Here is a 25621-nt window from a genome sequence, read left to right as displayed (position 1 = left end):
TTAGCCTCCCATTGCTTTCAGAATGTATTTTTTTACATCCTCATATGCCATCACATCCAAATCAAAGACGATCACATCTTTTCTGGCTGCTATTTCATGAATATATTGTATATCATATTTCTTTAAAACACCAAGAATGTTTGGAAATTTATCTATACTATCCAGCAGTGTTTGCAGGTATATGGTTTCCTTTTGTTCCAGATGTCCGATTTCATCCAGAATCAGGATATGCTCCTGCAGCCTGCACGCCTGCTGTAACAGCTGTGTGCCAAAGCTGTTGAATATTCCCGGTATCACTTCGTTCCACGTTTCATGCTGCATCGAAAAGCGCTGATCGTTGTGCTCCATTGCATGCAGCGCATGCAGATAAAAGCCGGCTCGCCGCTGTTCCTCATAAAAAGGGAGTGTCAGAAAGCCGCAGACAGACTTATGACACTCCCGGATACATTCCTGAATGCAGGTCGATTTTCCAATCTGTTTCTGTCCAGTCAGGAAAATCTTCATACTATTCCTCTTCGCTCTTTTTCTTTGGCAGAATCAGATTCAATACCGTAGCAATCACAAAGGTCATGATGATACCGTTCTGTGCAAAGATGTTTCCAACCCAGGAAGGAAGCTGTGCAAGAACAGCTGGTACATTTCCGATTCCCACGCCCAGACCGATGGCCAGAGCAACGATCAGACCGTTACGCTCATCCAGCGGCTCTCTTGTTAAAGACTGGATACCACTGACCAAAATCATGGCAAACATAATGACAGCGGCACCACCTAACACAGACTGCGGCATAACGGAGAATAAGGCACTCAGCTTCGGACAGAATCCGCACAGAATCAGGAATACAGCACCTGTCATAATAACAAAGCGGTTAACGACCTTTGTTACAGCGACAAGACCGACATTCTGTGAAAAGGAGGTGTTTGGCAGTACACCGAAGATTGCGCCCAGAATAGAACCAAGACCATCAGCCATAACACCGCCTTGCAGCTCTTTGTCTGTGGCTTCCCGGTTCAACCCGCCGTTTGCGACACCGGAAACATCTCCGATCGTTTCCACAGTCGTTGCGATGAACATGATTCCCATCGCTATAATTGCCTGCGAATTAAACTCAAAGGCTACCGGCATAAAGGCCGGAAGTGCAAACCAGCTGGCAGAGGACACCTGTGTAAAGTCCACCATACCGAGTATAATAGCCAGAATATAGCCTGCGACGATACCAATCAGTATAGAGGCATTGTTTATTGCTCCCTTAAACTGCTTGGCAATCAATATGACAATGATAACGAAGGTTCCAACAAGCAGATGATTGGTGCTTCCGAAATCTGCAGCGCCGTTTCCTCCTCCGAAGTAGTTGATTCCTACCGGCAGCAGGGAAAGTCCGATCGAAATGATGACCAGACTGGTCACAACCGGTGGAAACAGCTTACGCAGCGGCTTGATGAAATACCCCATTACCATTTCAAAAATACCACCGATAAAGCTCGCCCCCATCAGGGCACCGTACCCAAACGCCGCCCCAATGGCCTTTGCTGTTCCGATAAAGCCGGAGCTGGTACCCATTACGATTGGCAGTCCGCTTCCGATTTTCCAAAACGGATACAGCTGAAACAGGGTCGCAATACCTGCGACAAACATAGCATTCTGAATCAGTGTCATTTTTAATACACCGCTCATTTCCAGCATACCGCAGACGATAATCAGCGGGGATACATTCCCCAGAAACATCGCAAGAATATGCTGAATCCCAAGTGGCAGCGCTTTTTTCAGCGGTACCGTTCCATCCAGTTCATAGATGGAGTCTTTCTTTTTCTCTTCCATTACGTTCTCCTTCAATGAAAAAAGTTCCCGTCGATTATGCGGGAACCAATCTTTTATCATAGATATAATAAAATGATCAGTTCCGTAGTCCCAGAGGTATCGGTCTGGGGTAGAGACATTCGCACCATACCACGCGAATTATACGAAACGTAAAGATTTTACCACATATTGTATTATTTTTCTACATAAATAAACACTTTACCTGTCAGCTTTAAAAAAAGTGTGACCACACCGTACAGGATATCCGATATTACAATCTGCAAGCTTTCTTTTTCCTGTATACAACAGCTGACAATGCTGACCCCTATCCGAACGATTGTGGAATACAAGCCGTTAGAAATCAATGGATACTTATCCATATAATGTATACCATCCATTGATTTGAACTATATGTAAACAGTCACAAGACAATCATACATGTTAAAATAGAACTATAAGATGTATAGAGAATGAAAAGAGAGGTGAATCAATGACAAAACTGAAAAACAAAATCAAAGAAGCAGTATCCTCTGTATTGCCGATTACCTGTATTGTATTTTTATTAAGTATCACAATCACTCCGATGCCGGTGGGTACCATGCTGCTGTTTGCCTGTGGTGCCGTAATGCTGATTATCGGCATGGGACTTTTTTCCCTGGGTGCGGATATGTCCATGATGCTAATGGGAGAGGGCATCGGCACCATGCTCAGCACGTCAAAAAAAAGATGTCTTATGGTATGCATCACCTTTGTCATCGGCTTTATCATAACGATTGCAGAGCCTGATCTCACAGTGCTTGCACATCAGGTTCCCGGTATTCCGGACAACACGTTAATCTGGACAGTCGCTGCCGGTGTCGGCTTCTTTCTGGTCATGGCTTTGCTGAGAATTCTGTTTCACTGGAATTTGAAATATCTGCTTATGCTGTTTTATGCACTGGTATTTATACTTGCCTACTTTTCCATGGATACCTTCATGGCAGTGGCCTTTGACAGCGGCGGGGTTACAACCGGTCCAATCACGGTCCCCTTTCTCATGGCACTGGGCATTGGTATGGCCAATGTCACGCAGAAGCATGCAGAAGAGGAGAGCTTTGGTATCGTAGCGCTGTGCAGCATCGGTCCGATTCTGGCTGTCCTGCTGCTGGGCATTCTGTATGAGCCACAGGGTGCGACATATACACCGTTTGAAATGGCTTATGTGGAAACAAGCAAGGATGTCATTCGGATTTTTCTGACAGAGCTGCCGCATTACATGTGGGAGGTAAGCAAGGCACTGCTTCCCATCCTGTGCTTCTTTCTCCTGTTTCAGCTTATCAGCAGCTATTTCAACAAACGTGCCATCATTAAAATTCTCGTTGGCGCTCTGTATACCTTTCTCGGTCTTATTCTGTTCCTATGCGGAGTCAATGTCGGCTTCATGCCCGCCGGTTATTTCATAGGAACGCAGATAGCAGCCTTGTCCTATAACTGGATTTTAATCCCCATCGGCGTGCTGATCGGCTTCTTCATTGTGAAGGCGGAGCCGGCTGTGCATGTGCTTACCCGTCAGGTGGAGGATATTTCATCAGGTACCATATCGACGAAGGCCATGCTGTATTCTCTTTCAATCGGTGTTGGCATATCGCTTGGAATCGCCATGCTGCGCATATTGAGCGGAATCAGCATCATGGTATTTCTGATTCCGGGGTATCTTACAGCAATTATACTGAGCTTCTTTGTACCTAACGTATTTACAGGCATCGCCTTTGATTCCGGCGGTGTAGCCAGCGGTCCGATGACAGCCACCTTCCTGCTGCCGTTTGCCATGGGTGCCTGTGAGCAGCTTGGGGGAAATGTTTTACTGGATGCATTCGGCATTGTAGCGATGGTGGCAATGACACCGCTTCTGACCATCCAGATTCTTGGTCTGGTGATGACAAAGCATAAAAAGACAGCTGCCGGGGAGCTGCAGGAGGATAGCATCATGGAGTTTGAGGAGGTCATAAATGAGCGGACAGAAAATTAAGTGTCTGGTGATTATTGTAAACCGGGATAAAGGAGAGCAGGTCGCAGAGCTATGCCGATCATACCAGCTGTATTTCACCTATGGCATTCTCGCACTGGGAACAGCAGGCTCTGATCTACTGGATTATCTGGGAATCGGTGAAACGGATAAGGAGCTGCTATTCTGCTGCCTTCCTGCACAGCTGGAGCATGAGGTTATGCATCGGATCGCAAAGGAAACACAAATCAGAAAAATGGGGCACGGTATTATGTTTACCATGCCGCTGAGTGGAATCAGCAGCCTGTTTCAACGTAAAATTTTATGTGGAAGAATCTATGAGGAGGAAGAGATGGAACAGAAGGAACGTAAGTATGAGCTTGTTATTGCGGTCGTAGAACACGGCTGGCGTGATCAGGTTATGGAAGCTGCCAAGGAAGCGAACGCCACCGGTGGTACGGTTCTCCATGCCCGTTCTCTGCATGAGGATGATGCGACCTCCTTTCTCGGTATCAGGCTGCAGGGTGAAAAGGATATCGTTGTAATTTTATCCGTCTATGAGAATTACAAGCAGATCATGCATGAAATCAATATGGCTGCAGGTCTTCAAACCGAAGCCAAAGGTCTTATTTTCTCCATGCCGGTGGATGAATTCATCGGAATGTAAACTAAAAAAGCTTCAGCTCATGCCTTTGCTCAATGCAGGTTTGTTACATCATGATGAAAAGGGTCAATGCTGACCCTTTTTTCATCTTGTTTCAACGTGAAGTGTTCCAGCCCCTCAGCGATAAGCAAGGTGCAGCAACGTCCCCTGTCTTATCTCACGTCGTCCGCTTGCCGCTTAGTCGTGATCCGTTTCCTTATCCCATTCCAGAATTGTCCCCTTGTATGCATCAATCGAATACTCATATTCTGTGGAGCCTTTGCGAAATTCAATTTCATATACCGACATACCGTCATCGTTTTCCAGCTTCGCCTTGGTGAAGGTCACACTGCCTGCCTGCAGACCGGCGTGTGAGAGTGCTGTGCTTTTTGCACGATCCACTCCGATATAGGAAGCGGATGGCTTTGACTGCTCCTGATTTTGAATTTCCAGCCGTTCAGATTTTCGTTCTCTGACAGCCCCGCTTTCTGCATCAAGCTCATAATCATATTCCATAGTCGCAGTCACAAATTCGATTTCATATACCTGCCTGCCATTTTCATAATCCAGCTTTGTCTTCGTAAAGGTCGCAGCTTTTGCACTCACACCGGCATCCTGCAGCGCTCTGCTTCTGGCATCTGCTTTACTGATCAACTGTTGTGAGGCTGTTGAATTGCCCTTGTTGTTTTCTGGTTCACTGCCTGAAGCTGCATTCGTTTCCATATCCTTTTCCAGAATCGTCCCATCCTTTGCGAGCAGCTTGTATTCATATGTCTTCTGTGCAGTTTTAAATTTCAGCTCGTAAATCTCCTGCGCATCCTCTTTGTTTAAGGAAGCCTTGAGAAAGGTTCCGTCACGTTCCTTCAGCCCTGCATTCTTCAGCATCCTATTCTTTGCCTCCTGTAGCGAAATCGGGGACGTATCTGCTGCGGGGCCCTGTTTCAATGTGTCCACATCCCGATCCAGGATATGTCCGTCCTTTGCGGTAATCGTATATTCATAGGCATGCTCATCCGTATGGAATTTCACCTCATATACGCTTTGTCCGTCATCCTTTTCCAATGCCGCCTTTTCAAACTGTGCCGCTGTAGCCTTCACACCGGCATCCTGCAATGCAATTTCCTTTGCCTTGTCCGCATCGATACGGCTGTCTGCTTCCATCGCGTTCGTTATTATAACACCACCGCCTGCTAAAACAGAGATACCGCCGATTGCCAGTAATGCCTTCACAGATGTGGAAAGCTGTTGTATTTTTTTCATCATCTCATTCACTCCTTTATTTCCTTTACACCAGTAGTATAGCAGAGAAAGATGAAAGCAATATGAGAAAACATATTTATTTCATCGGTACACAGAAGGTAAAGCAGGAGCCCTTTCCCTGCACACTTTCCACCTTCATATAGCCATGATGCAGCTGCGCAATCTCCTGTACCATCGCCAGTCCCAGACCGCTCCCCTGATTGCTGCGGGAAGCATCCGCCTGATAAAACCGCTGCCATATATGTGCAAGCTGATCCTCTGCAATTCCCCTGCCGTCATCCGTCACCGATAATAAGACCTCTGCGTGTTCCTGCTTCAGATCAACCTGAATATGCCCGTGCTCTCTTCCATAGCGATACGCATTGGCAATCAGATTTGCAAGCAGACGCTGCAGCAGCTCCCTGTTTCCCATGACCATCACATGCTCTTCCAGCTGCCAGCTCAGCGCGATGTTCTTCTCGCGTATCAAGCGAAGATCCTCACAAACGGAAGCACATAGACTGCTGAAGTCAAGCTGCACCATGCATATGCTATCCCTTTTCTGCTCCATGCGTGTCATCATCAGCATATCATTGATAAGGACGGACATCTTCTGTCCCTGTCTTTGAATCAGCCGCAACGCATCCGCATAGGTACTCTTGTCCTGTTCCTCCTCCAGTGACAGCTCGCATTGGGAAAGAATCACCGTTACCGGAGTGCGAAGCTCATGGGACATATCTCTGGTAACCTGCTTTTCCGCCTGAAAGGACGCCTCCAGCCGATCCATCATACCGTTAAAGGTATCTGCCAGCTGATGCAATTCATCCTGTCCCTTATTCAGCTCGATCCGCTTCTTCAGATCCTGTCCCTGCTGAATACCGGAGGCTGCCTGTATCATTTGCTGAATCGGGCGCAGAAACCGGCCTGCCAGAAAATACCCGCCCGCAAGTGCCAGTAAAATCAATACGGGAATCAGCCACATGGAAAGGATAACGATTGCATCCATCCAGCGTGCTCCCTGACTGCGGGATACTATGCCGCGCAGCCACAGATCCTCCATGCCTTCTCCCTTCAAGGAGCGATCATACAGATAATACATTGTTCCCTTATAGCGAAGTGTCTGCAATTTATTATCAGCAAAGGCAATATCTCCGCTTGCCTCTGCTATTGGATTTTCTCCATACAGCAGCTCATAATCTTCCTTATATAAGGTGGTATATATTCCATTCATCTGATCCAGATAGTCATCATCAATTTCAAGATACCCGTTTTTATACTGTATGTAAATATCTCTGTCGCCATCCGGATTGGCATCCTCTTTATTTCTGTAATACTCTACCTCGTCCACATTGTCACTGACCATTTCCACCAGAGAGTCCTTGATGTTTTTCTGTACGACATTATCACTGATCATCCACACACAGCCCAGTGTCAGGGCAGCCAGAACACTCATGGCCAGTGCAAACCACAGCGTGATTTTCGCACGAATACTCAGACGCTTCATGAAGGCTCCTTTATTACATAACCGCTTCCTCGTACTGTATGGATCAGCTTGCAGGTGGATGCGCCATCGATCTTTTTACGCAGATAGCTGATATAAACATCTACCAGATTCGTGCCTCCTGCATAATCGAAATCCCAGATATGCTCCTCAATAGTTTCTCTGGAAAGCACGATATTTTTATTCAGCAGCATATATTCCAGCAATGCATATTCCTTTGCGGAAAGCAGTATCAGCTTATTTGCACGGTGCACTGTATGCGTAGCCGTGTCCAGAGTTAAATCACCGACCTGAAGAAGGGAGGTCTGACTTCCCTTGGACAGACGGATCATCGTTCGGATTCTGGCCATCAGCTCAGCAAAGGAAAACGGCTTGATCAAATAATCGTTAGCTCCGCTGTCCAGCCCCAGAACACGGTCTTCAATGGAATCCCGCGCACTCAGAAACAATACAGGTGTCATTCTTCCCTCAGCACGCAGCTGCTTCAAAACCGCATAGCCGTCCATCACCGGCATCATGATATCAAGAATAACAGCATCGTAATCGGCAACAGCCAGAAACTCCAGAGCCTCCGCTCCGTCAAAGCAGGCATCTACCGTATAGCCTTCCTTTCTGAGTTTTTGACATACGATATCATTCAGATCACGTTCATCCTCTGCAAACAATAGTCTCATTCCTGCATCTCCTTCCTTTGCTTCCATGGTATCATACAAATATGAAAGTAACATGAGAAAGCTATCACTTTTATCTTAGCAGTATTATGCTCCATTCTCCACAGTCTTTTCAAGAATTTGATACCTGCGTCCTCTGAAGGTTACGTGTTTTTCAACAGCAGCAATTTATCTTTATTCTTTTATTTTACTGTAAACAGCTTTACTTCAAAAAAAGCCACCCTGCTGCGAATTACACAGGGTGACGCTTTCTGTTGCTTAATATCTTCTTTTGATCTGCAGACTTTCCAGATAATCGTAGATTTCGATATCCCTTCGTTTCATCGCATCCAGGATATGGTGTGGATCCTCCAGGCGCATACCGCCGGCCGTGATCAGCTGCATCATATTCAGAATATCCTCACTTGTGCGAAAGCCGGTCAGCAATATTCCGCCTTTACCGGCAGGCAGCAGAATACCGTTATCCATAGGATTGATATACAGAGTCACAAACAGATCCTTTTCCTTATACAGCTTCAACAGATAGGTGTATCTGGACAGACCCCATACACCGGCCTTGCGATCCACCGTGAAGGTCGCATGATCAATATCCTCATATCGTATTTCCTGCAGAAACGGTGTTACATCATCACTGCATAACACATGCAGGATCATATTCCATTTCTGACGATCCTTATATGCCGGAATAATGACAAGTGCATCCTCACGCATATCATAAATCTGACCGCCGCCCAGACACAGCGGCACCCACATAATCACAGTAAAAAGCGGAAACAGTACAAGGAAGCCGATTTGCAGGATACGGATATCCGCAAAATCCTCAAAGCTATCCGCAAGACCGTACATAAAGCCACCCAGACATAATGACAAAACAAGAACAACCAGAAAGCTTGAAATAATCTTTTTTCTACTTAATACCTTTCGTTTGAATTTCATATTTTCTAACATGATATATCCCTTCTTTCGCTATCATTATATCCGTAAAAGTTCACCTTGCCCGCGTTTTTACATAAGCGGTTCATTTTCCGACATCAGCGGTTTATCGAAGGCTACCGTTGTACGAAACAGCAGATGTGTGCGTTCCCAGCCGGCGCTGAGTGTTCCCTGATAACGACGGGCGATATCTCTTATATTCTGCATGCCGAAGCCATGTGCAAATGCGTCCTCTTTTTCCTGTTCCATGCGTATACAGCTGTTTTTCATTTTCCACAGAATCGTGGAATGCTGTTCCACCATACGCAATAAAATAAACGGCTCCTCTGCGGCAAGACAGCTTTCCAGTGCATTATCCAGCATGTTGCAGAGTACCGCACAGCGATCAATTGGATCCATAAAGCTGTAATCTATCACATCGCTTTCCAGCTGAAAGCGAATCCCTGCCGCCTGAAAACGCGGATGATACAGCTGTAATATCTTATCAATCAGCTCATCACCTGTTTTCTGTACATTCAGCATATGCTCAGTTTTCACAATAATATCACTGCGATAGTCATCAACCGCAGGACTTCCCTGCTTCATCTGTTCCAGCAGCTCCACATGCTTTTTTAAGTCATGCATGGATTTCATGATGTATGCATTTTCTTTTTGAATGCGTTCATAGCGCTCTCTGTTTTCCACCATATGCTGTGTCTTCACCATCGCCTGCAGCTCCTTTTCCCGACGGATTTCCAGACAGAAGCAGATTCGATACAGCTTCATCACCAGTATCACCAGCACCTGCAGGCTGCAGATGATACCGGTATCCTCATGTATCCCCTGACTTCCTATATAGGCACAAATGATTAAATAGAGGAAAGCCGCACCGGCAAAAACAGGCACATAGAGCTGTTCATATTGAACATGCCGATAGTAAAACAGAAGCAGCTGTATGAGAAATACGACTCCGCAATACAGACAGCCCTGCAGCCAGTCTGCAGGCTCTGCATGAAAGGCTGGATTCTGCGTGCTGATGATCTGAACGATAATCGCACCGGCTATCAGGTCACCGATAAAAAACAGATGGGACTGCCAGTCGTTGCGATACAGCAGGATGGACAGGCAGAGCAGAGCCGCCAGCAAAATCCGCAGTATGGTTATAGAAAGCCAGGGCGATATGAGAATCAGAAAGAATCCGGTTATCAGATAGGGCAGGATTTTGGCCAGCGAGGAACGGTATTGCGAACGCATAGTTTCATGGTAGGAATAGCAAAGCGTGCACATCATCAAAATCTCAAAGACCCGCAGGAACAAGCTCATGCGTACTTCTCCTGGAAGCTGCGCCATACCGCCTTCACAGTTTCCACACGTCGTCTTGCCAGAGGCAGTGTTTCACCAGATTCAAGCAGAATCGTGTCTTTCTCCATCGATACGATGCGGCGTACATGGACGAGGATACCCTTGTGACATTTCACAAACAAGGCAGCATCCAGACGTTGTTCCCATATACTCAGACTTTCTCTGCTTTCAAATGTTCCCTCCGGGGTATGAAAGCGGGTGCCTCTTCCCATTGTTTCGACATACAGGATATCTCTTCGCTTGATTCTATGATACGTATCACGTTCCTCCAGAACAAGTGTCTGTCGGTCATCCAGAGAGAGCACCTCATCCAGCTCACTGTATAAAAGCTGTGCATTCACCGGCTTCAACAGATAGCGTGCAGCCTGAATTTTGTAGCCCTCCACACTGTATTTTAAATATCCTGTGATAACAACGATAATCATATCCGGTGCTACCTGACGCAGCTTTCTGCCAATCTCTATACCATTTTCCTGCCCCACCTCAATATCGAGAAACAGCAGATCACAGGGGATGGCTTTTACATGTGCAAGCAGCTCATTTCCGTTATGGAAGATATCAATGCGCCGCTGCATCAGTTCCTTCCTGTCAAAATATACATCTGCCAGTTCTTTTATATGCTCTGCTTCTTTTCTTTCATCATCCAGAATTGCTATATGATACATCGGTATCTCCCCTTGTCTTTATAGTTTATTATACCATGTTCCCTTTTGTTTCTACCCCTTATTTTTCAAGTATGGAAATTTCTGTCCCTGTCATAAATCTCCTGCTTCTTTCCGATTACACATTCCTTTCATTCCATTACGCCGTGGTATGCTTATAGGTAAAAGAATGATCAGACACAAGCTTACGGAAATCAACGCACAATACAAATACTTATGCATACTTTGTAAATTGTTTTATTTCAAACAAAAAAACTTCCTATTGAAGCTTTTTCATCATATTACTACTTCTGTGATAATGTCTGTGTTATATATTCTTTATAGTGTTTTTCAAGCTTTTTAAAATCACAACACCTCTTCTTTATTTTATCCTGTAAGGTATCGTTTACATATGCTTCATAAAGCTTCTCTGCTTTTTTTAAACCATTTCCTTATTTTCTGTTTTATTCAGCCACGAGATTTGGTTTATTAACAGATTACTGTATGTATTCACATCTTTTAATGGCCTTATTATTTTATAAACAGAAGGATCATGCAAAACAGGAAACATATGATTGAAATTTATCGCTCCCCACTTTCCCCCATTTATTTTATGAAAATCCATCGTATTTTTCATATTTTTATGCTTATCTTTAGGTGATGTTAAAGGAATGACATATCCAATATCATCATGTGTCATAAGAATACCGATAAATGGACGCATTTCACTCACCGATTCCCGGTATTCAGGGTATTCTCAAATCAATGTGTTTTCTTAGATAATCGGTATATGCAACATCTATTTGTATAAACTGTACCCTTTTATTTTTGAACCGCCACATATAACCACCCCTTATTTAAAAAAGCCAGCTTGCGCCAGCCACTTTTTTAGCTCTCACTTTTAGATTTCTCCAAAGTAGAGTACACCGCTTTTTACCTTCATTATTATAGTACTACAGAAACGAAGACATGTCACATCTGTTAAAAATTTTTTAGAAAAAACTTTTAAAAATTTCAAGCGACACTTATAAAACAAATAAAATTGGAATTATTTATAAGAACATTCAAATACATCCGTACGGATAAGAAATTAAAAAAGGAAAGTAATCGCTACCTTCCTATCCGTTACGCTTACCATCACTTTCTAAACCTTATTTGTAATCATTCATATTATAACCCAGCTCTGAAAAAATCCGATTCTTTTCTGCCACACCCTCCTGAATTTCAGGCAAATTGTCAAGTGCCAGTGATAAAAACAATGTATCAACGATCAGGGACTGTACAATCAGTGCCGTGTGACTTGCCAGCCGCAGATTATTTTCCACAGCCGATACAAACAGCGTTACCGTTGCCTTGCTTGCCAGCTCCTGATTGCCATACTGGGTGATGAGAATAATCTTTGCCTTTTTCTGATTCGCAATATTGATATACTGATGTGACTGTACCGATTTCCCCAGAGTCGTAAAGCAGATAAGCAAATCATCCTCTCCCATATTCAGATTGGACTCCAGCTGAAGATGCACATCCTCATAGTAGATTACCGGAATATTCAGCCGCATGAATTTTATCTGCAGCTGCTTCACCAGTGTACTGCTTGCGCCCAGTCCGCTCAGATATATCTTACGTTTATGCTCATTTGTATCCCGAATCAGCTTTATCGCCTTATCCAGCTCCTGTGAATCTATGATATCCGTAGTAGACTGAATAGAAGTAACAATAAAGGCACTCAGCTTCTTCAATACGGAATCCGGTGTGTCTGTAGGCATGATTTTATCCAGAATCATGTCTGAATTCTCATTATAGAAATTGGCAGACAGATTTGCCGAAAGAGAGAGTTTGAAATCGGAATAGCCCTCACAGCCCAGCTTGCGCGCAAACCGGATCACGGTTGCCTCACTAACCTCCGCCTGCAATGAAAGATCCTTTAAGGTTAGCGAAAGAATCTCCTGACTGTGGGTTAATACATAATTTCCTAATTTTTTTTCTTTTGCGGATAGAAACGGCATGACCGATTCCAGACTTGATATGATATTAACTGCTTGCATAAACTCTCCTTCACTTGGCTTCCACACATCGGGTGAAACCATCTGTGATGCTTGTAATGAAGCATACACTTACATATCACATTCTACCAACGGAGTGAAAAAAATGCAATATGTTCCCGGCAAAGGGTACCATATGTTCTATACAAGGCGCGCTATAAGCCTCTGCAATCATCGCTGAAAGCTATATGACAGGCAGACTGTATCCTAACACGTATTTGTCTGCAACGCATGTAAAACCGCATGAAGACTTGGATAAATACCCGTACATTGCTCATAAAGCTCCTTTGTCGGCGGCACCAGATCCGGAACCATAATGGTAGAGCAGCCCGCCTGTATGCCTGCCCTAACACCATTGATACCATCCTCAAAAACATAGCAGTCCTGTGCCTGCAGATTCAGTTTCTGTGCAGCCAGAAGGAAGATGTCCGGGAACGGCTTTCCATGCTCTACCTGCTCCCCGCTCACTACAGCGTCAAAATAGTCTGCTATTCCTGCCAGACGCAGATTGCTTTTGATCAGCTCCATAGGAGCACTGCTTGCCACTGCCATGCGAACTGCATGCTGCTTCAGATACTCCAGAAGCTCCACAACACCCGGTTTCATGGGAACCTGTTTGGATAATGTTACGATAGCATGTGCAAACAATTCATCTGTCAGCTTCTTTGCATCAACCCTTGGCCAGTATGTATTCACAATTTCACTCATACGGGTACCGTTCGTACCACGCAGCTCATCCAGCATCGCAGGATCAACCTTTAGACCGTAAAGCTCTGCAATATAATACCACTCCTGATTATATACCAGCTCTGTATCGAACAGCAGACCATCCATATCAAAAATAGCTCCAGCCCTCATACTGCCTCCTTTTTCCTATGCAGAAGGTGCATTGAGCAGAAGGAAGGAGAGATTTTCTTTATGCCATGGTGATGCCAGTACGTTTTTATGTAGCTTGTACACGATGGTCCCCTTCCTTGTCTCTATCGTGAAAAGAAAATGAAGCAGCTTGATTTTGATAGTAGTCGATACAATATCCTTATGCGGAAGAAATAGCAGGGTATGCTCCTGCGGCGCTCCATTGATATCATCAACCGCCAGAATAGCGATTCCCTGCGCATTGATATGCAGTATATGATCCTTCATCGTATGCATGATTTCACCCAATCCGTTTTGGTAGGCTCCAATTCCTGCTTTCACTGTTGCACAAAGGGTTCCATGCTGCGCAAAGCAGATCTGATGGCTGTTTAATATGTCTCTGATCTCCTCTTCCTTCATAGCTCCACCTCCTCCTGCATTATGCTGCCTGACGTTCCCTCAGCAGCTTATTGAAATCCACGATTCCCTTATGTCCGGTATCCACCAGCGCTTCCCTGTCCATGCCGGCAGCTCCGGAACCGATATATTCCAGTACCATGCACAAATTCATCCCCGTTATCACACTGATTTTCTCCGCATACTTCGCGTTCTGCAGCAATCTCGCACTGCAGTTGCAGGGAGAGCCAAAGAGCAGATCACAGAAAATCACAACACCCTCTCCGGTATCCACCTTTTGTATAGCAGCTTCCAGCTTCTCCATAAATTCTGTGATTTCCTCACCGGGGAGAAGACACAGCGCCTGCATCTGCTGCAGCTCTCCGCAGAAAATTTGCAGCGTATCCAGCAATCCCTCCGCCAAACGGCCATGACTTGCCAATAATATTCCTTTCATGTGTGTTCCTCCTCATTTTGCACCATATGGGCATCCGATTTTCGGAATGCTCATACGGATTATGTTTCATTACCTGAGAGAGTATTCTCCCATGTTGTTATGTGTTTAAAATAATCCGATTGCAGCACAGAGCAGTGCGATCACAATGGTGAAGAAGACAAGCTTCGCTACACTGACATGCTTTTTGCTGATCAGATAATAATAGATAAACAACACACCGATGGACAGAACACCCGGCATGATACCGTCGATTTTTTCCTGTACGCTCAAGGTTGCCTCATCAAAGTTTGCTGTGATAGCAACTGCCAGATTAACCATGGAAGCAGTCAGTGCACCCATCATTGCCATACCAAGGATGTTCGCACCTTCAATGATATTGCTCATCAGCTTACTTGACATGATATCCTTGATTGCAGAGCGTCCCTTTGTATAGGTCATTTTGGTAAAAATAATCAATTCGCCAAGCGTATACATCGTACCGAGAAGCAGCAGCCAGAAGCCGGCAATTGAGCCGCCCTGTGCCAGAGAGCAGGAGGCCAGAATGAATAGAGTGGTAATGGTCCCTGCACTGAAGGAATCCCCCAGCGCCGCAACCGGCCCCATTAACCCGGTCTTAACGGCGACGATGGATTCGGAAGGAATCGCATCCGGATTGTTTGCCTTTTCCTCTTCCATTGCCAGCGTAGTTCCCAGAATCAGACCACCGGCTGTCGCATTGGTATTAAACAGCTCCAGATGACGCTGCAGCGCAGGAATCATATCCTCCTTGTTCGGATATAGTTTTTTCAAAGCCGGAATCAAGGCATATGTATATGCAATAGACTGCATACGTTCATAATTCAGTGACATTTCCGTTGTAATATACCATCTGGCGATTACACGGTTGACATCCCGTTTTGTCAATGATGTTTTTCTTTCCTCAGCCATCTTCTATGCACCCTCCTTTTCTCTTTCACGTTTTTCCAGTACAACCAGCACTGCAACACAGCCTGCGACCAGACCAGCTGTCAGGGTATTCAGACCTACTGCCTTTACAACAATGAAGCCCAGTACCGTATAAGGAATCATCTTCGGCTTTCCGATCATGTTCATAATCAGAGCAAATCCGATTGCCGGCATAACACCGCCTGCAACCTCCAGACCGTGCATAACCCAGCTAGGCACGGAATTCATGAAGGTCAGCATAGCATCCTGCCCAAACATAACAATTAAAAATACAGGAAGAAACAGCAATGGAATCTCAATCAGTGGCGGATACACCACTGCACATCTGGTAATGCCGGAAAGGTTTCCCTTTGCCGCAAATTCATCAGCTCTATGCACAAAGATAACATTGATCATTTTACGCAGGTTTGTCACAAAGGAGCCCAGCAGTCCCATCGGAACGGCAAATGCTATCGCCTGCTCCGCCGTAAGCCCCGTTGCCAAAGCAATCGGTATGACGGTTGTCGCCGCCAGTGCCGAGTCCGTCGGAAGATTGCCTCCCGGCGCAATGATTCCTGCAAACGCTGCGGCAATACCGCCGCCGATAATCAATCCCTTTGTCAAATCCCCGTAAATCAAACCGGCAACAACCCCTACTACGATAGGACTTGCAATAAAGAAGAATGCAAAATATCCACCAATCATTCCCCGGGCGATCCAATACATCAGACCCATTGCCACCGCCATGATAACCAACTGTGTACCACTCATAATAACCTCACACTCCCTTTCATTATTTCAGCTTCTTTTCAATCGATCCAAGACTTACCGGATCATTTTCCGGTATCGGCTGCAGGAACACGTTTACACCCTCCGCCTTCATTTCGCTTAATTTTTCGTATTCTTCAACGGAAAGCGCAACCCCCTGAACAACCGCTTTACGCTGTGCACTGTTCTGCACTGCACCGACATTCAGCTCCGGCAGCTGAAGGCCGTTTTTGTATACCGTATATGCAGATGCTACATCCTTGAATATCAGCAGCACGGTATCATTTTTTCGGTCAATCGCTGTCTGCACATCCCCCAGCTTGACAATATCAACCTCGCGATCCGGTACTGCCATGCGATAAATATCACCCATGAAAGGATCATCCACCAGGCTGTCATCTGCCAGTATCAAACGATCAACCGGACGGAACTTGATCCATTTTGCCACAATCTGTCCATGTACCATACGATAATCAACACGAACCATATTCAGTTTGCCCATAGCTTTTCCTCTTTTCCTTTTACCCTGTCGGGACTTTATCTTCTTTCGATTTTTACTACCTGACGTGTATCCGCACTCTTATGCACAGCCTCTGCAATCAGCTCTGCTTCCAAACCGTCATTCAGATTTGCGACAAACGGCTTATCATGGAGAATGCAATCCACAAAATCGTTCAGTGGATCAATTCCAAAGCCGATCGCACGACCGTTATGGTTCTGGATAAAGCAGATATTCGGGGTATACTGCTTTTGATCATCAAAGAATTCAACACCGCGTTTCTGGGAATCCACACGAATCATTGCATGTTCACAGAGAATCTCAGAGCATCCGTCATCTGCCTTCGCAAAGCCGTTAGGCAGAATCCACGCATTTTCCACAGTCCAAGTGCAGCCGTTTTCAAATTCCAGAATTGCTGTAATACTGTCATACGTATCCACACCCTTTTCCTGCAGGATTCCCTTATGTCCCACAGCATACACCTGTACGACCTCACATCCCATATACCAGCGAATCAAATCATAGCAGTGCGTTCCAACAAAGTGGACCGGGCTGGAATCGGATGACCAGTTCAGCCAGTTGATTGCGACATCATAGACATTATCCATACGCATATAGCCGCGTACCGGTTTTCCTGTCCCTGCATCCGCAAGCTTGTTTTTTACCGCTATGGATGCCGGATCCCAGCGCTTGTGGTAATCCACCATAACACGGACACCGGCTTTTTCCGCTGCCTCGATGATGTCATAGGCATCTGCAGAAGTAGTTGCCAGTGGTTTTTCCACCAGAACATCCTTTCCATAGCGTATGGCGGTCATCACAGGGTCCTTATGATACGGATCCGGTGTTGCTACGGAAATAGCATCAATTTCCTCACTTTTGAGCATTTCCTCCATGTCGTTATACGTTTTCACCTGATAATCCTGTTCCACTTTATCCGTGATTTCCTTTTTTAAATCACAGACTGCAACAAGATTAACGTTGGGATTTGAAGTGTAGGCATCCAGGTGATTTTTTCCGTAAATCCCCGCGCCTACAACAGCAATATTCAGTTTTTTCATACGTTGCTCACCTTCCTTTAAGTATTGCTACATTGAATATATCACAAAAGTAGTAATACTTCAATATATTTTTATAAATTTGTAGTTTTACTTCTTTTAAATCGAAAACAGCCTGTATAAACTATTTGTAAGACCTTTCATCACGTATATGCAACTCTGTATGAAGTAATGCTTCAGTATGTATGCTTCAGCTTAGGATTTGTTTTGCTTTAAAAAGAAAAATATTGAATAACGGTATCCATACACAAACGGTACTGTCAACTACGAATGTATTCCATCCTTTACAGAAAGATTTCCTGCAGCACGCATTCAGCTTACTACCCCTGCCATTTCAACTATGACCGTAGGGCTTTTCCCATCATGACACATCTGATGATCCTTTTGTAGCGCTGTTGGAACTGACAAGTTACCTTATCATAAAAAAAACAGGAATCAGCGAAATTCCTGTTTTAGATATTTGATAATAAATTCATCACAGCTGCATGGCTTTCCATAATAATATCCCTGATAAATATCGCAATGCAGAGCTTTCAGCAGCTCCATCTGTTCCCTGGTCTCTACAAATTCCGCAACGACATGAAACTGCATAGAGGCCGCAAGCCTTGTGATACCGCGCACGATATCACGCGAACGTTCATTTTCCAGAATCTGACGAACCAGACTGCCATCCAGCTTAACTTCATCAAATGCATTTTCCTGCAGATACATCATCGAGCTGTGCCCCATGCCAAAGTCATCCATGCTCATTTGAATTCCCAGCTGCTTCAATTCCCGGATGCGCTCCAGAATACGTCCGGAGGTACTGAGCAGGGAACGCTCCGTAACCTCAAGAATCAGCTGGATGTCATGCAGATCGACTTCCTGAAGAATTCTGCGCACCTCCCTGACGAATACAGCGCTTTCCAGCTGCTTCGGTGATATGTTTACAGAAATCGACAGGGGCGTACCTTCCTTCTGTAATTTCTGTGCGTCTTTGCATGCTTCTTTTATGATATAAAGTCCAAGCTCATCCAGAAAGCTTTCTTCTTCTGCCAGCTTTACCATCAGCGGCGAGGAAATTCTTCCGGCTACCGGATGCTCCCAGCGAAGAAGAGCTTCCGCCCCGTGTATATGCTCGGCGTTATCCCTCTGTATCTGATAATGCATATGAATCTGATTTCGCTGCATGGCGTTCTTTAAATCCATCGCCAGTGTTTTGGCAGGGAAATGATATAAGTAGTGATCATCAAGAAAATCCGGAAGTGCTCCGTTTGCCTCACCTACCGCCATATCGGTTTCCATTGTTCGCACCGCCGTTCCAAATTCCTCACTCTGCTGGTTTTCGCTCAGACGAATAAATGGAATATACAGCAAAGTCCCCAGAATCAGGTTAAACAGCTGCAGCAAACTGCCGGAAACAGAGCCGCATGCCTCGTATCCGCTCATGAGAATCGGAACCGTCCATTCCACGGAATGTGTGGGCAGAGGTACCAGCTGCAGCTGCATGGCAAACGCACTGGTCAGTGTCAGAACCAGAGGAACAAGCAGAAACGGCAGCAGCATCAGCGGATTGAAGATGACCGGAAAACCGAATATTACAATTTCATTGATATTGAATAAAACGGAAATCCCCGCTACCTTGGCGAGCTTGCGGTTATTACTCTTTCTCGCTTTTAAAAGCATCGCCGAAATCAGACATAATGCAGCACCGCAGCCTCCCATAAAGACAAACGTATCCAGAAAAGTCTTTATGAATATTTCCGTTGGAAGCTGTCCGGCCTGTACCAGCTGCTGATTGATCAGAATACCGGGCTCCAGAAACTGCTTTGCGACCATCTGCAGCGTATTGGTACCATGTATTCCAAAAAACCAGAGAAAATGTGCAAAGAATACATACAGTAGAGCACCGGGCAGCCCTTTTCCCACTTTTTCAAACAATCCCATAAATAAATAGGCACCGAAATTTGTAATGTTGACTTCTCCAAACTGTGCACGCAGCACTGCACCGATAACAGCGAAGAACAGAGCAATTGCAGCAATCGGAAAAATCCCCTGTATGGCTTTGTTAAACGTATAGTCCGCACCGGCAGTATGCAGCTTTTCAAAACGCCTGCCGCAATGCATACCCTTGTGGAACAGCCAGCAGGACAGCATTGTGATACACATAGCTGTAAACACCCATTCCGGATGGAAAATCTCATTGGCATATTCCATTCCTCCGCAGAATGCCAGATAGGAAACCATGGCCACCACAGGATAAAAGAAAACATCATCCAGCGCATGCAGCTGCCCATAGGAAAGTGCAATCGTGATAATCAGAATCAGTGCAAGCGAATTCAGTGTTATTTCATACAGACTGTTAAAAACGGTAAGCAGAGCTCCGTGATGAAAGGAGGTCAGAAATGACTGGTAGGCATCCAGTGGAAAGCTGGACAGCAGCAAAGCAAAGCTTCCAAGGATAAGAAAAGGGATTGCCAGCATCAATCCGCGTTTAATTGACAGTATAAATATCGAATCAAAAAATTTCCGGTACCCTTTTTTCATACGTTGCCCTCTACAATATCTCTATTTTACCATAGAACCAGGGATGCAACAACGCTTTTCAATAGAACCAGCAGCACAGCACCTGTGTATCTTCAGAAAAAGCAAAGGATATAGAAATAGCAGATTTTTCCTGATTTACGCAAATTCCCTTTCTTATTTGAAATGAACAGGACACACTTCATTTGAGGCAAATATCAAAGTTGATCCTTTTTGATAATGTTTCTTTGAATTACTGAAAGCACAAGAGCCTTATCCCCTGCCTACGCATTTTTTATATTCCCCGGGTGTTATGGAATACATATTCTTAAATGCCTTATATAAGCTGATATCTGATTTAAATCCACATTCCAGCGCGATTTCCTCGATTGTTTTCCCTGTAGACAAAAGCAGGATTTTCACCTGTGAAAGCCGCTTACGTATAAGATATTCGTATGGAGTCATCCGCATAACCTCTTTGAAAACTCTTAAAAAATAGTATTCACTGTAGCCGCCAGCCTCTGAAATATCCTTCAGACCGATATCTCTGCGATAATTCTGCTCGATAAAAGAAACTGCCTTATCCACCATTTCCTGTTTCATACTGCCAGGCTGTGCCTCGTGCAGCTGATAGTGAAGATCACTGTACAGGCGAAGCACGGAAGAGCTGATGGAATACTCGTCCACCAAATGATATTTATCCAGACTCTGAAAAACGGAGTGAAAGAAAATTTCTGTTTTCTTATGAAAACGAAGGTCCTGAAGAATTGTTTCCTGCTTTATATATCCCTGAATACTTTCCCCTGTTAACAGTGCGGCATATACCTCGCAGCCTTCATCCAGATAAATCGAAAACACAGAAGCATAGGACTGAATCAGCGTGCAGGAGCCAGTCAGCGCCGTATAATCGCTGCCCTTTACCAGGATACCTGTACCCTGTGGCAGATACAGCACAAGATATTGGCGATTGTCATGTTTATGAAAATGCAGAATATGAGCTTCTATACATGTAAAATGTGCAACATGCTTTACCATCTGCATATGTACCTGTGCAAATTCTGTTACTTGTATTGTTTCTTCACGCAGGATATGGTTTTTTCCATTCGAAAACACAGGCATCACCTCATATGTATTATAGCATCTTATGAGGAAAAGACCTGTGTGTTTTTTTATGTGAATGGTTCCAGCAGCATATGTGAGATAAACGCATCCGAAAAGCCGGTATCCGAAGCTAGTAGAATACAGTGTCCTTTTTTACAAAGCAGCTCCATACGTGTGCGATTTTGTTCCAGAGCATATCTGCAGCAGCCTTTTAATGCCGTATTACCGCTAATCCGTACAGCTTGTTTCAAGGTTGCCGGAAGAATTCCTGTTATACACAGATCCTCTACATGCAGATGCCGGCCGAAGCCTCCGGCAAGATAAACTGCTTCAATTTGCTCATAGGAGCATTGTGCTCCAGCACATACCCGTTCCAGTGCGGCAGCTATCGCAGCTTTCGCAAGCTGGAACTCCCGGACATCCTTCTGGGTCAGAAGTAGTCCGTCGAAGAGGGTAACCTGTTGATTCAGATATCCACTGACATCCAGCAGTGAAGCGGTAAGAAGGCAGCTGATGAGAGAAAGATATCCGCTTCCGCAAATTCCCACCGGCTTACCGTCATGAATGGTCTGCAGTCGAAAGCCATTCTCCCAGCGTACCTCGCTGACTGCCCCTGTTACAGCACCACAGCCGCAGCTCATGTTTCCTCCTTCAAAGGCAGGTCCGCAGGCGGCACTGCTCACAATTAGCATGCCCTCATGGTATAGAGCAAGCTCTCCATTTGTTCCCAAGTCCAGCAGCAGTGAGCTTTGTTTGGTCTTTTCCATATCCTGTGCATAAATTCCCATCAAAATATCACTACCAACATATGCGGAAATCGGAGGTAGAACCTGTATCTCAAATTCCGGTATAAAATCCGGAAAAAACTGTTTTGATGAACAAATGACCAGCTCCTTTTGTACACACTCATATGGTGCAGCTGCCAGTGGTATAGGGTCTATCCCAAGAAACAAATGTGTCATGACGGCATTTCCGCAGACGCACATACGGCGTATATCCTTATTCTCAACAGCTTTCAGCTGTGCACGCAATCCCTTCAGCAGCAGCTCCTGAAGCAGTGTAGGCCCCTTTTCATGAGCATGCTGTATTCTGCTGATCACATCACTACCATACCGTCGCTGCGGATTGAGAAAGCTTTTTTCCAGCAAGACATTTCCTGTCTGTATTTCCAGCAATACAAGAACGACAGTTGTCGTGCCGATATCAACAGCAAGTACACAGCCTTCCTCATGATGACCAGCCAGATGCAGCTCTTCCACTCCCACGATCTGCATATCCCTTTGCTCATGCAGCAGTTCTCCTTCAATAGCCGCCTCACAATTCCGATGCTCACAGGCCAAACGAATTCCCTGTGCAAGCTGTACCTTGGACAGCAGTTTTCCTTCTGCATCTGTAACAGGAAGAAAGCCCTTTGTGACCTGAAGCCGGCACTTTCCGCATTGTCCTCTGCCTCCGCAGGACAGATCCAGCTGCGGATGTTTTTGAAGCAGCAGCTCCAGAATATCGTCATGCTTCTGAAATTTTGTCACGCAAATTCCTCAAGCAGTCTTCCTGCCAGGGATACAGCATCCTCCGTAAACAGGTCTGCTCCAATTTCATCTGCGTAAGCCTGTGTCACAGGTGCACCGCCGATAGCAACCTTCACACAATCTCTGACACCTGCTTCCTGTAAGGCATCCAAAACCACCTTAAAATATCCCATGGAGGTTGTCAGCAAAGAAGACATGCAGAGTACATCCGGCTGATAGGTCTTTACAGCCTCCACAAACTTCTCGGCGCATACATCAACACCGATATCAATCACCTCAAAGGATTTCGCCTTCAGCATGAGTGTACAGAGATTTTTCCCAATATCATGCAAATCCCCCTGCACCGTTCCGAATACCACCCTTCCACTGAATTTTTCTTCTTTTTTCACAAGATAAGGCTCCAGTATTTCCATAGCACCATTCATACAGCGGGCACTGATTAGAACCTCCGGTATAAATGCCGTTCCTTCCGCCCATTTCTTTGCTACGACATCCATGCCCTCCAATAATCCACCCTTCAATATTTCCTGTGGCGATATCCCCTCCTGCAGGGCACTCTCCACCAGGGCATTCACCTCCTGCATTTTTCCAAGCGGCATCAGCTGCTGTATCTTTTCCAGCTTATCACTCATTTTCCTTCACTCCTTCAATCGCTGCACCATACCGGTGGGCTTCTTCAATGAATGCGATAAAATTTTCAATCGGTACGTTATCCTGCATACGGTTATTCAGCGTAAACACCATACGCCCCTTTCCCCGCTGATGGAAAACATCAATGAAATGTCTTGTTTCTTCCCGTACCTCTTCTACGCTACCAAACGGCAGCACACGCTGAAGGTCAATTCCAGCCCAAAAGGAAATCTGATTCCCGAAGGTGTCCGCAATTTCCTGTTCTTCCATCGCATACTTCTGAATCGGATGCAGAACATCAATTCCACTTTTAATTATATCCGGCAACAGCTTTCTCACATCACCGCAGCTGTGCAGCCAGACATGCAGACCGAGGGAATGCGCATACTCACACAGCTCAACGTAATACGGATAATAGAATTCCCGAAACATCTCAGGTGACATGAACGGCCCCTTCTGCATCCCAAGATCGTCGCCGAAGGCTATACCGTCTATATGCGCCTCTTCGACACCGCGCTTTGCGGCGCGTTTAAAGAAATCCACAACTCTTCTGCATACATGATGCACATCCTCTGGATTCGTATATAAATCTATTAAAGAGTTTGTCATGCCTCGATAGTCCCACAGTCTTGTCCATGGACCATCGGAGAACCATGCAAGACGATAACGTCCGTCTTCAACCGGCGCATTGCAATACATTGTCGCTTCTTCCGCATCCGGCAGATGTTCACTGATTCGGCGAATCACCTCCCAGTCCAGTGCATGCTCCTCATCTACACCTACAATTTCTTTACGACCGATAGATGGATCGGCCCCTGCTACATCACACCATGTATAACGATCTCCATCTTCCGCAAACAGCTTTGGCTTTTTTAAATAAAACACCTGCATATCCTCCGGAAAACGTTCCAGCAAATCTTCTACCGGCTTTTGATCCTGAAAAGCCAGTTCATCAATATGAAGCCAGTTTCCACATGCCACACCGACGCGCGGTGTACCATTCCCCTTTAGCAGAGATATCATTTCTTCTCTTGTCAGCGGCAGCATTTCCGCCTTTGGAAATTTCCTGCGATCACATACCATATGGTAACCTCCGTTTACTATTCACCTGTTCCAGTGTCTTGAAAAATCTCTGTATATTCTCCCATTTTGCCTTGGGTGGCAAATCACAGCCTGTCGAAAGGACGAAGTTGGAATATGCACCGCATTCTTTCAACAAAGCCCTCTCCTTTTGTTCCAGCTCATCCGCACTGCAGCCGCAGAAGCAGCCAACCGGATCCAGATTCCCCATAATCAGACAGTCTGCCGGTACCTGTTCCAATATCTTTTTCAAAGAAACAGCATTTCCAAAATGCCATGCCCCGCAATCGGATGATAATATTTCCGGAAGGCTCTGCACAGTATTCGGGCCGCAATTATGATAAATGACCGTGAAGGTATCATCCTGCAGCTCCTCCGTAATTTCTCTGATATAGCTGCTGGAAAACTCCTGAACCATCGCTGGTGACAAAAGACCCGCCAGTGGTTCCGCCAGTATGACACCTGACGCACCCACATCCTTGTATGCCTGTATATACTGCTTCAAAAAAGTGGTAACCTTCTGCAATACCAGATGTACAAGCTTTGGATCCATGATGCACTGCATCATGATTTCACTCACATCCATCAGTCTTCCTGCGAGTGAATAGGGCCCGCAGACACCGCCGAATACTGGACGGTCGCTTTCCTTTGTGATATTCTCCACACCTGCCAGATATACAGACATGCGCCCTTCTTCCATTTTCGGAATACGCAATGCTTCACCATCCTCTCGATTTTTTATGATTCCGCTTGTTACAGCAGGAATCTCTCCCTCATGAAAGCTGACAGGACAACCGAATGCCTGCGCCTCTACAGACAGATCCATCATACTGACCAGCGCTTCCTGCAAAGGAAATTCTTCTTTGATTCTGCGCATGACAGCACTCTGCATTTCAGCGTTCTGTACCAGCTCCTGTACGGTAGTAGCGCATTGTGTAACGGCAGGAAATGACAAGATTGCCATGGCATGCACATCCTCATCCATTAAATGCTTTTTCCATTGCGTATAACTGTAATTCATAAGCACCACAT

At 45.4% G+C, this 25621-nt stretch carries 24 protein-coding genes, 1 pseudogene and 1 riboswitch; of the genes and pseudogenes, 2 read left to right on the top strand and 23 right to left on the bottom strand.

Annotated features, from left to right (window positions below; translation table 11 throughout):
- Positions 1–504: a hypothetical protein gene (locus G4D54_02245; protein QJA01321.1), complete on the bottom strand. Its 504-nt coding sequence runs from the start codon at positions 502–504 to the stop codon at positions 1–3.
- Between the two features lies 1 nt (position 505).
- Entirely contained in the window at positions 506–1816 is a 1311-nt protein-coding gene (locus tag G4D54_02240; GenBank protein ID QJA01320.1) for a purine permease, read from the bottom strand.
- A gap of 65 nt (positions 1817–1881) precedes the next feature.
- A riboswitch (purine riboswitch) is annotated at positions 1882–1982 on the bottom strand.
- 303 nt (positions 1983–2285) lie between these two features.
- Between G4D54_02240 and G4D54_02235 the strand changes: the two genes are divergently transcribed.
- Both G4D54_02235 and G4D54_02230 read left to right on the top strand, forming a co-directional pair.
- Entirely contained in the window at positions 2286–3803 is a 1518-nt protein-coding gene (locus G4D54_02235; protein ID QJA01319.1) for a DUF1538 domain-containing protein, read from the top strand.
- Positions 3784–4446 carry a transcriptional regulator gene (locus G4D54_02230; protein ID QJA01318.1) on the top strand — a complete coding sequence of 221 codons (663 nt, stop codon included), beginning with the start codon at positions 3784–3786 and terminating at the stop codon, positions 4444–4446. Before G4D54_02235 ends, G4D54_02230 begins: the two co-directional genes overlap by 20 nt.
- A 174-nt stretch (positions 4447–4620) precedes the next feature.
- Here the strand turns inward: G4D54_02230 and G4D54_02225 are convergent, their stop codons facing one another.
- The 21 genes and pseudogenes from G4D54_02225 to G4D54_02125 all read right to left on the bottom strand — a co-directional run bounded on the left by G4D54_02225 (position 4621) and on the right by G4D54_02125 (position 25610).
- A complete protein-coding gene (locus tag G4D54_02225) occupies positions 4621–5685 on the bottom strand; it encodes a peptidase (protein QJA01317.1) in 1065 nt (354 codons plus the stop codon).
- 73 nt (positions 5686–5758) lie between these two features.
- Complete coding sequence (locus tag G4D54_02220) at positions 5759–7165, bottom strand: HAMP domain-containing histidine kinase (protein QJA01316.1); 1407 nt, start codon at positions 7163–7165, stop codon at positions 5759–5761.
- Positions 7162–7836 carry a response regulator transcription factor gene (locus G4D54_02215; protein QJA01315.1) on the bottom strand — a complete coding sequence of 225 codons (675 nt, stop codon included), beginning with the start codon at positions 7834–7836 and terminating at the stop codon, positions 7162–7164. The genes G4D54_02220 and G4D54_02215 overlap by 4 nt, the downstream gene beginning before the upstream one ends.
- Positions 7837–8091: 255 nt before the next feature.
- A complete protein-coding gene (locus G4D54_02210) occupies positions 8092–8781 on the bottom strand; it encodes a hypothetical protein (GenBank protein ID QJA01314.1) in 690 nt (229 codons plus the stop codon).
- A gap of 57 nt (positions 8782–8838) precedes the next feature.
- Complete coding sequence (locus G4D54_02205; GenBank protein QJA01313.1) at positions 8839–10068, bottom strand: GHKL domain-containing protein; 1230 nt, start codon at positions 10066–10068, stop codon at positions 8839–8841.
- A complete protein-coding gene (locus G4D54_02200; GenBank protein ID QJA01312.1) occupies positions 10065–10772 on the bottom strand; it encodes a response regulator transcription factor in 708 nt (235 codons plus the stop codon). The genes G4D54_02205 and G4D54_02200 overlap by 4 nt, the downstream gene beginning before the upstream one ends.
- Before the next feature lie 281 nt (positions 10773–11053).
- Positions 11054–11472: pseudogene (locus G4D54_02195) on the bottom strand (type III toxin-antitoxin system ToxN/AbiQ family toxin).
- A 427-nt stretch (positions 11473–11899) separates the two neighbouring features.
- Positions 11900–12793 (bottom strand): MurR/RpiR family transcriptional regulator, encoded by an 894-nt coding sequence (locus G4D54_02190; GenBank protein ID QJA01311.1) that lies wholly within the window; start codon positions 12791–12793, stop codon positions 11900–11902.
- A 204-nt stretch (positions 12794–12997) separates the two neighbouring features.
- Entirely contained in the window at positions 12998–13648 is a 651-nt protein-coding gene (locus G4D54_02185; protein QJA01310.1) for an HAD family phosphatase, read from the bottom strand.
- Between the two features lie 15 nt (positions 13649–13663).
- Entirely contained in the window at positions 13664–14065 is a 402-nt protein-coding gene (locus tag G4D54_02180; protein ID QJA01309.1) for a hypothetical protein, read from the bottom strand.
- A gap of 19 nt (positions 14066–14084) precedes the next feature.
- A complete protein-coding gene (locus tag G4D54_02175) occupies positions 14085–14498 on the bottom strand; it encodes a PTS sugar transporter subunit IIA (GenBank protein QJA01308.1) in 414 nt (137 codons plus the stop codon).
- Positions 14499–14603: 105 nt separating this feature from the next.
- The gene (locus G4D54_02170) at positions 14604–15425 is read right to left on the bottom strand and encodes a PTS system mannose/fructose/sorbose family transporter subunit IID (GenBank protein QJA01307.1); all 822 of its coding nucleotides are present in this window, start codon (positions 15423–15425) and stop codon (positions 14604–14606) included.
- Positions 15426–15428: 3 nt separating this feature from the next.
- A complete protein-coding gene (locus tag G4D54_02165; GenBank protein ID QJA01306.1) occupies positions 15429–16193 on the bottom strand; it encodes a PTS sugar transporter subunit IIC in 765 nt (254 codons plus the stop codon).
- 22 nt (positions 16194–16215) lie between these two features.
- Positions 16216–16692: a PTS sugar transporter subunit IIB gene (locus G4D54_02160; GenBank protein ID QJA01305.1), complete on the bottom strand. Its 477-nt coding sequence runs from the start codon at positions 16690–16692 to the stop codon at positions 16216–16218.
- A 35-nt stretch (positions 16693–16727) separates the two neighbouring features.
- The gene (locus G4D54_02155) at positions 16728–17750 is read right to left on the bottom strand and encodes a Gfo/Idh/MocA family oxidoreductase (protein QJA01304.1); all 1023 of its coding nucleotides are present in this window, start codon (positions 17748–17750) and stop codon (positions 16728–16730) included.
- A gap of 432 nt (positions 17751–18182) precedes the next feature.
- Complete coding sequence (locus G4D54_02150; protein ID QJA01303.1) at positions 18183–20273, bottom strand: PTS sugar transporter subunit IIC/EAL domain-containing protein; 2091 nt, start codon at positions 20271–20273, stop codon at positions 18183–18185.
- A 249-nt stretch (positions 20274–20522) separates the two neighbouring features.
- A complete protein-coding gene (locus G4D54_02145) occupies positions 20523–21362 on the bottom strand; it encodes a helix-turn-helix transcriptional regulator (protein QJA01302.1) in 840 nt (279 codons plus the stop codon).
- 56 nt (positions 21363–21418) lie between these two features.
- A complete protein-coding gene (locus tag G4D54_02140; protein QJA01301.1) occupies positions 21419–22879 on the bottom strand; it encodes a DUF4445 domain-containing protein in 1461 nt (486 codons plus the stop codon).
- On the bottom strand, positions 22876–23511 hold the full coding sequence (locus tag G4D54_02135) for a cobalamin-binding protein (GenBank protein ID QJA01300.1): 636 nt from the start codon (positions 23509–23511) through the stop codon (positions 22876–22878). The genes G4D54_02140 and G4D54_02135 overlap by 4 nt, the downstream gene beginning before the upstream one ends.
- On the bottom strand, positions 23504–24592 hold the full coding sequence (locus G4D54_02130; GenBank protein ID QJA01299.1) for a hypothetical protein: 1089 nt from the start codon (positions 24590–24592) through the stop codon (positions 23504–23506). Before G4D54_02130 ends, G4D54_02135 begins: the two co-directional genes overlap by 8 nt.
- A complete protein-coding gene (locus tag G4D54_02125) occupies positions 24582–25610 on the bottom strand; it encodes a uroporphyrinogen decarboxylase (protein QJA01298.1) in 1029 nt (342 codons plus the stop codon). The genes G4D54_02130 and G4D54_02125 overlap by 11 nt, the downstream gene beginning before the upstream one ends.
- Positions 25611–25621 lie beyond the last annotated feature (11 nt).

The organism is [Clostridium] innocuum (genome assembly GCA_012317185.1).
Classification (GTDB): Bacteria; Bacillota_I; Bacilli_A; order Erysipelotrichales; family Erysipelotrichaceae; genus Clostridium_AQ; species Clostridium_AQ innocuum.
Note: the sequence above shows the minus strand (reverse complement) of the source record. Positions and strands in the feature narration are given on the sequence as shown.

Coding starts and splice junctions, on each gene's coding strand:
- G4D54_02245 (QJA01321.1), bottom strand. CDS start 504: ATGAAGATTTTCCTGACTGGACAGAAACAGATTGGAAAATCGACCTGC.
- G4D54_02240 (QJA01320.1), bottom strand. CDS start 1,816: ATGGAAGAGAAAAAGAAAGACTCCATCTATGAACTGGATGGAACGGTA.
- G4D54_02235 (QJA01319.1), top strand. CDS start 2,286: ATGACAAAACTGAAAAACAAAATCAAAGAAGCAGTATCCTCTGTATTG.
- G4D54_02230 (QJA01318.1), top strand. CDS start 3,784: ATGAGCGGACAGAAAATTAAGTGTCTGGTGATTATTGTAAACCGGGAT.
- G4D54_02225 (QJA01317.1), bottom strand. CDS start 5,685: ATGATGAAAAAAATACAACAGCTTTCCACATCTGTGAAGGCATTACTG.
- G4D54_02220 (QJA01316.1), bottom strand. CDS start 7,165: ATGAAGCGTCTGAGTATTCGTGCGAAAATCACGCTGTGGTTTGCACTG.
- G4D54_02215 (QJA01315.1), bottom strand. CDS start 7,836: ATGAGACTATTGTTTGCAGAGGATGAACGTGATCTGAATGATATCGTA.
- G4D54_02210 (QJA01314.1), bottom strand. CDS start 8,781: ATGTTAGAAAATATGAAATTCAAACGAAAGGTATTAAGTAGAAAAAAG.
- G4D54_02205 (QJA01313.1), bottom strand. CDS start 10,068: ATGAGCTTGTTCCTGCGGGTCTTTGAGATTTTGATGATGTGCACGCTT.
- G4D54_02200 (QJA01312.1), bottom strand. CDS start 10,772: ATGTATCATATAGCAATTCTGGATGATGAAAGAAAAGAAGCAGAGCAT.
- G4D54_02190 (QJA01311.1), bottom strand. CDS start 12,793: ATGCAAGCAGTTAATATCATATCAAGTCTGGAATCGGTCATGCCGTTT.
- G4D54_02185 (QJA01310.1), bottom strand. CDS start 13,648: ATGAGGGCTGGAGCTATTTTTGATATGGATGGTCTGCTGTTCGATACA.
- G4D54_02180 (QJA01309.1), bottom strand. CDS start 14,065: ATGAAGGAAGAGGAGATCAGAGACATATTAAACAGCCATCAGATCTGC.
- G4D54_02175 (QJA01308.1), bottom strand. CDS start 14,498: ATGAAAGGAATATTATTGGCAAGTCATGGCCGTTTGGCGGAGGGATTG.
- G4D54_02170 (QJA01307.1), bottom strand. CDS start 15,425: ATGGCTGAGGAAAGAAAAACATCATTGACAAAACGGGATGTCAACCGT.
- G4D54_02165 (QJA01306.1), bottom strand. CDS start 16,193: ATGAGTGGTACACAGTTGGTTATCATGGCGGTGGCAATGGGTCTGATG.
- G4D54_02160 (QJA01305.1), bottom strand. CDS start 16,692: ATGGGCAAACTGAATATGGTTCGTGTTGATTATCGTATGGTACATGGA.
- G4D54_02155 (QJA01304.1), bottom strand. CDS start 17,750: ATGAAAAAACTGAATATTGCTGTTGTAGGCGCGGGGATTTACGGAAAA.
- G4D54_02150 (QJA01303.1), bottom strand. CDS start 20,273: ATGAAAAAAGGGTACCGGAAATTTTTTGATTCGATATTTATACTGTCA.
- G4D54_02135 (QJA01300.1), bottom strand. CDS start 23,511: ATGAGTGATAAGCTGGAAAAGATACAGCAGCTGATGCCGCTTGGAAAA.
- G4D54_02130 (QJA01299.1), bottom strand. CDS start 24,592: ATGGTATGTGATCGCAGGAAATTTCCAAAGGCGGAAATGCTGCCGCTG.
- G4D54_02125 (QJA01298.1), bottom strand. CDS start 25,610: ATGAATTACAGTTATACGCAATGGAAAAAGCATTTAATGGATGAGGAT.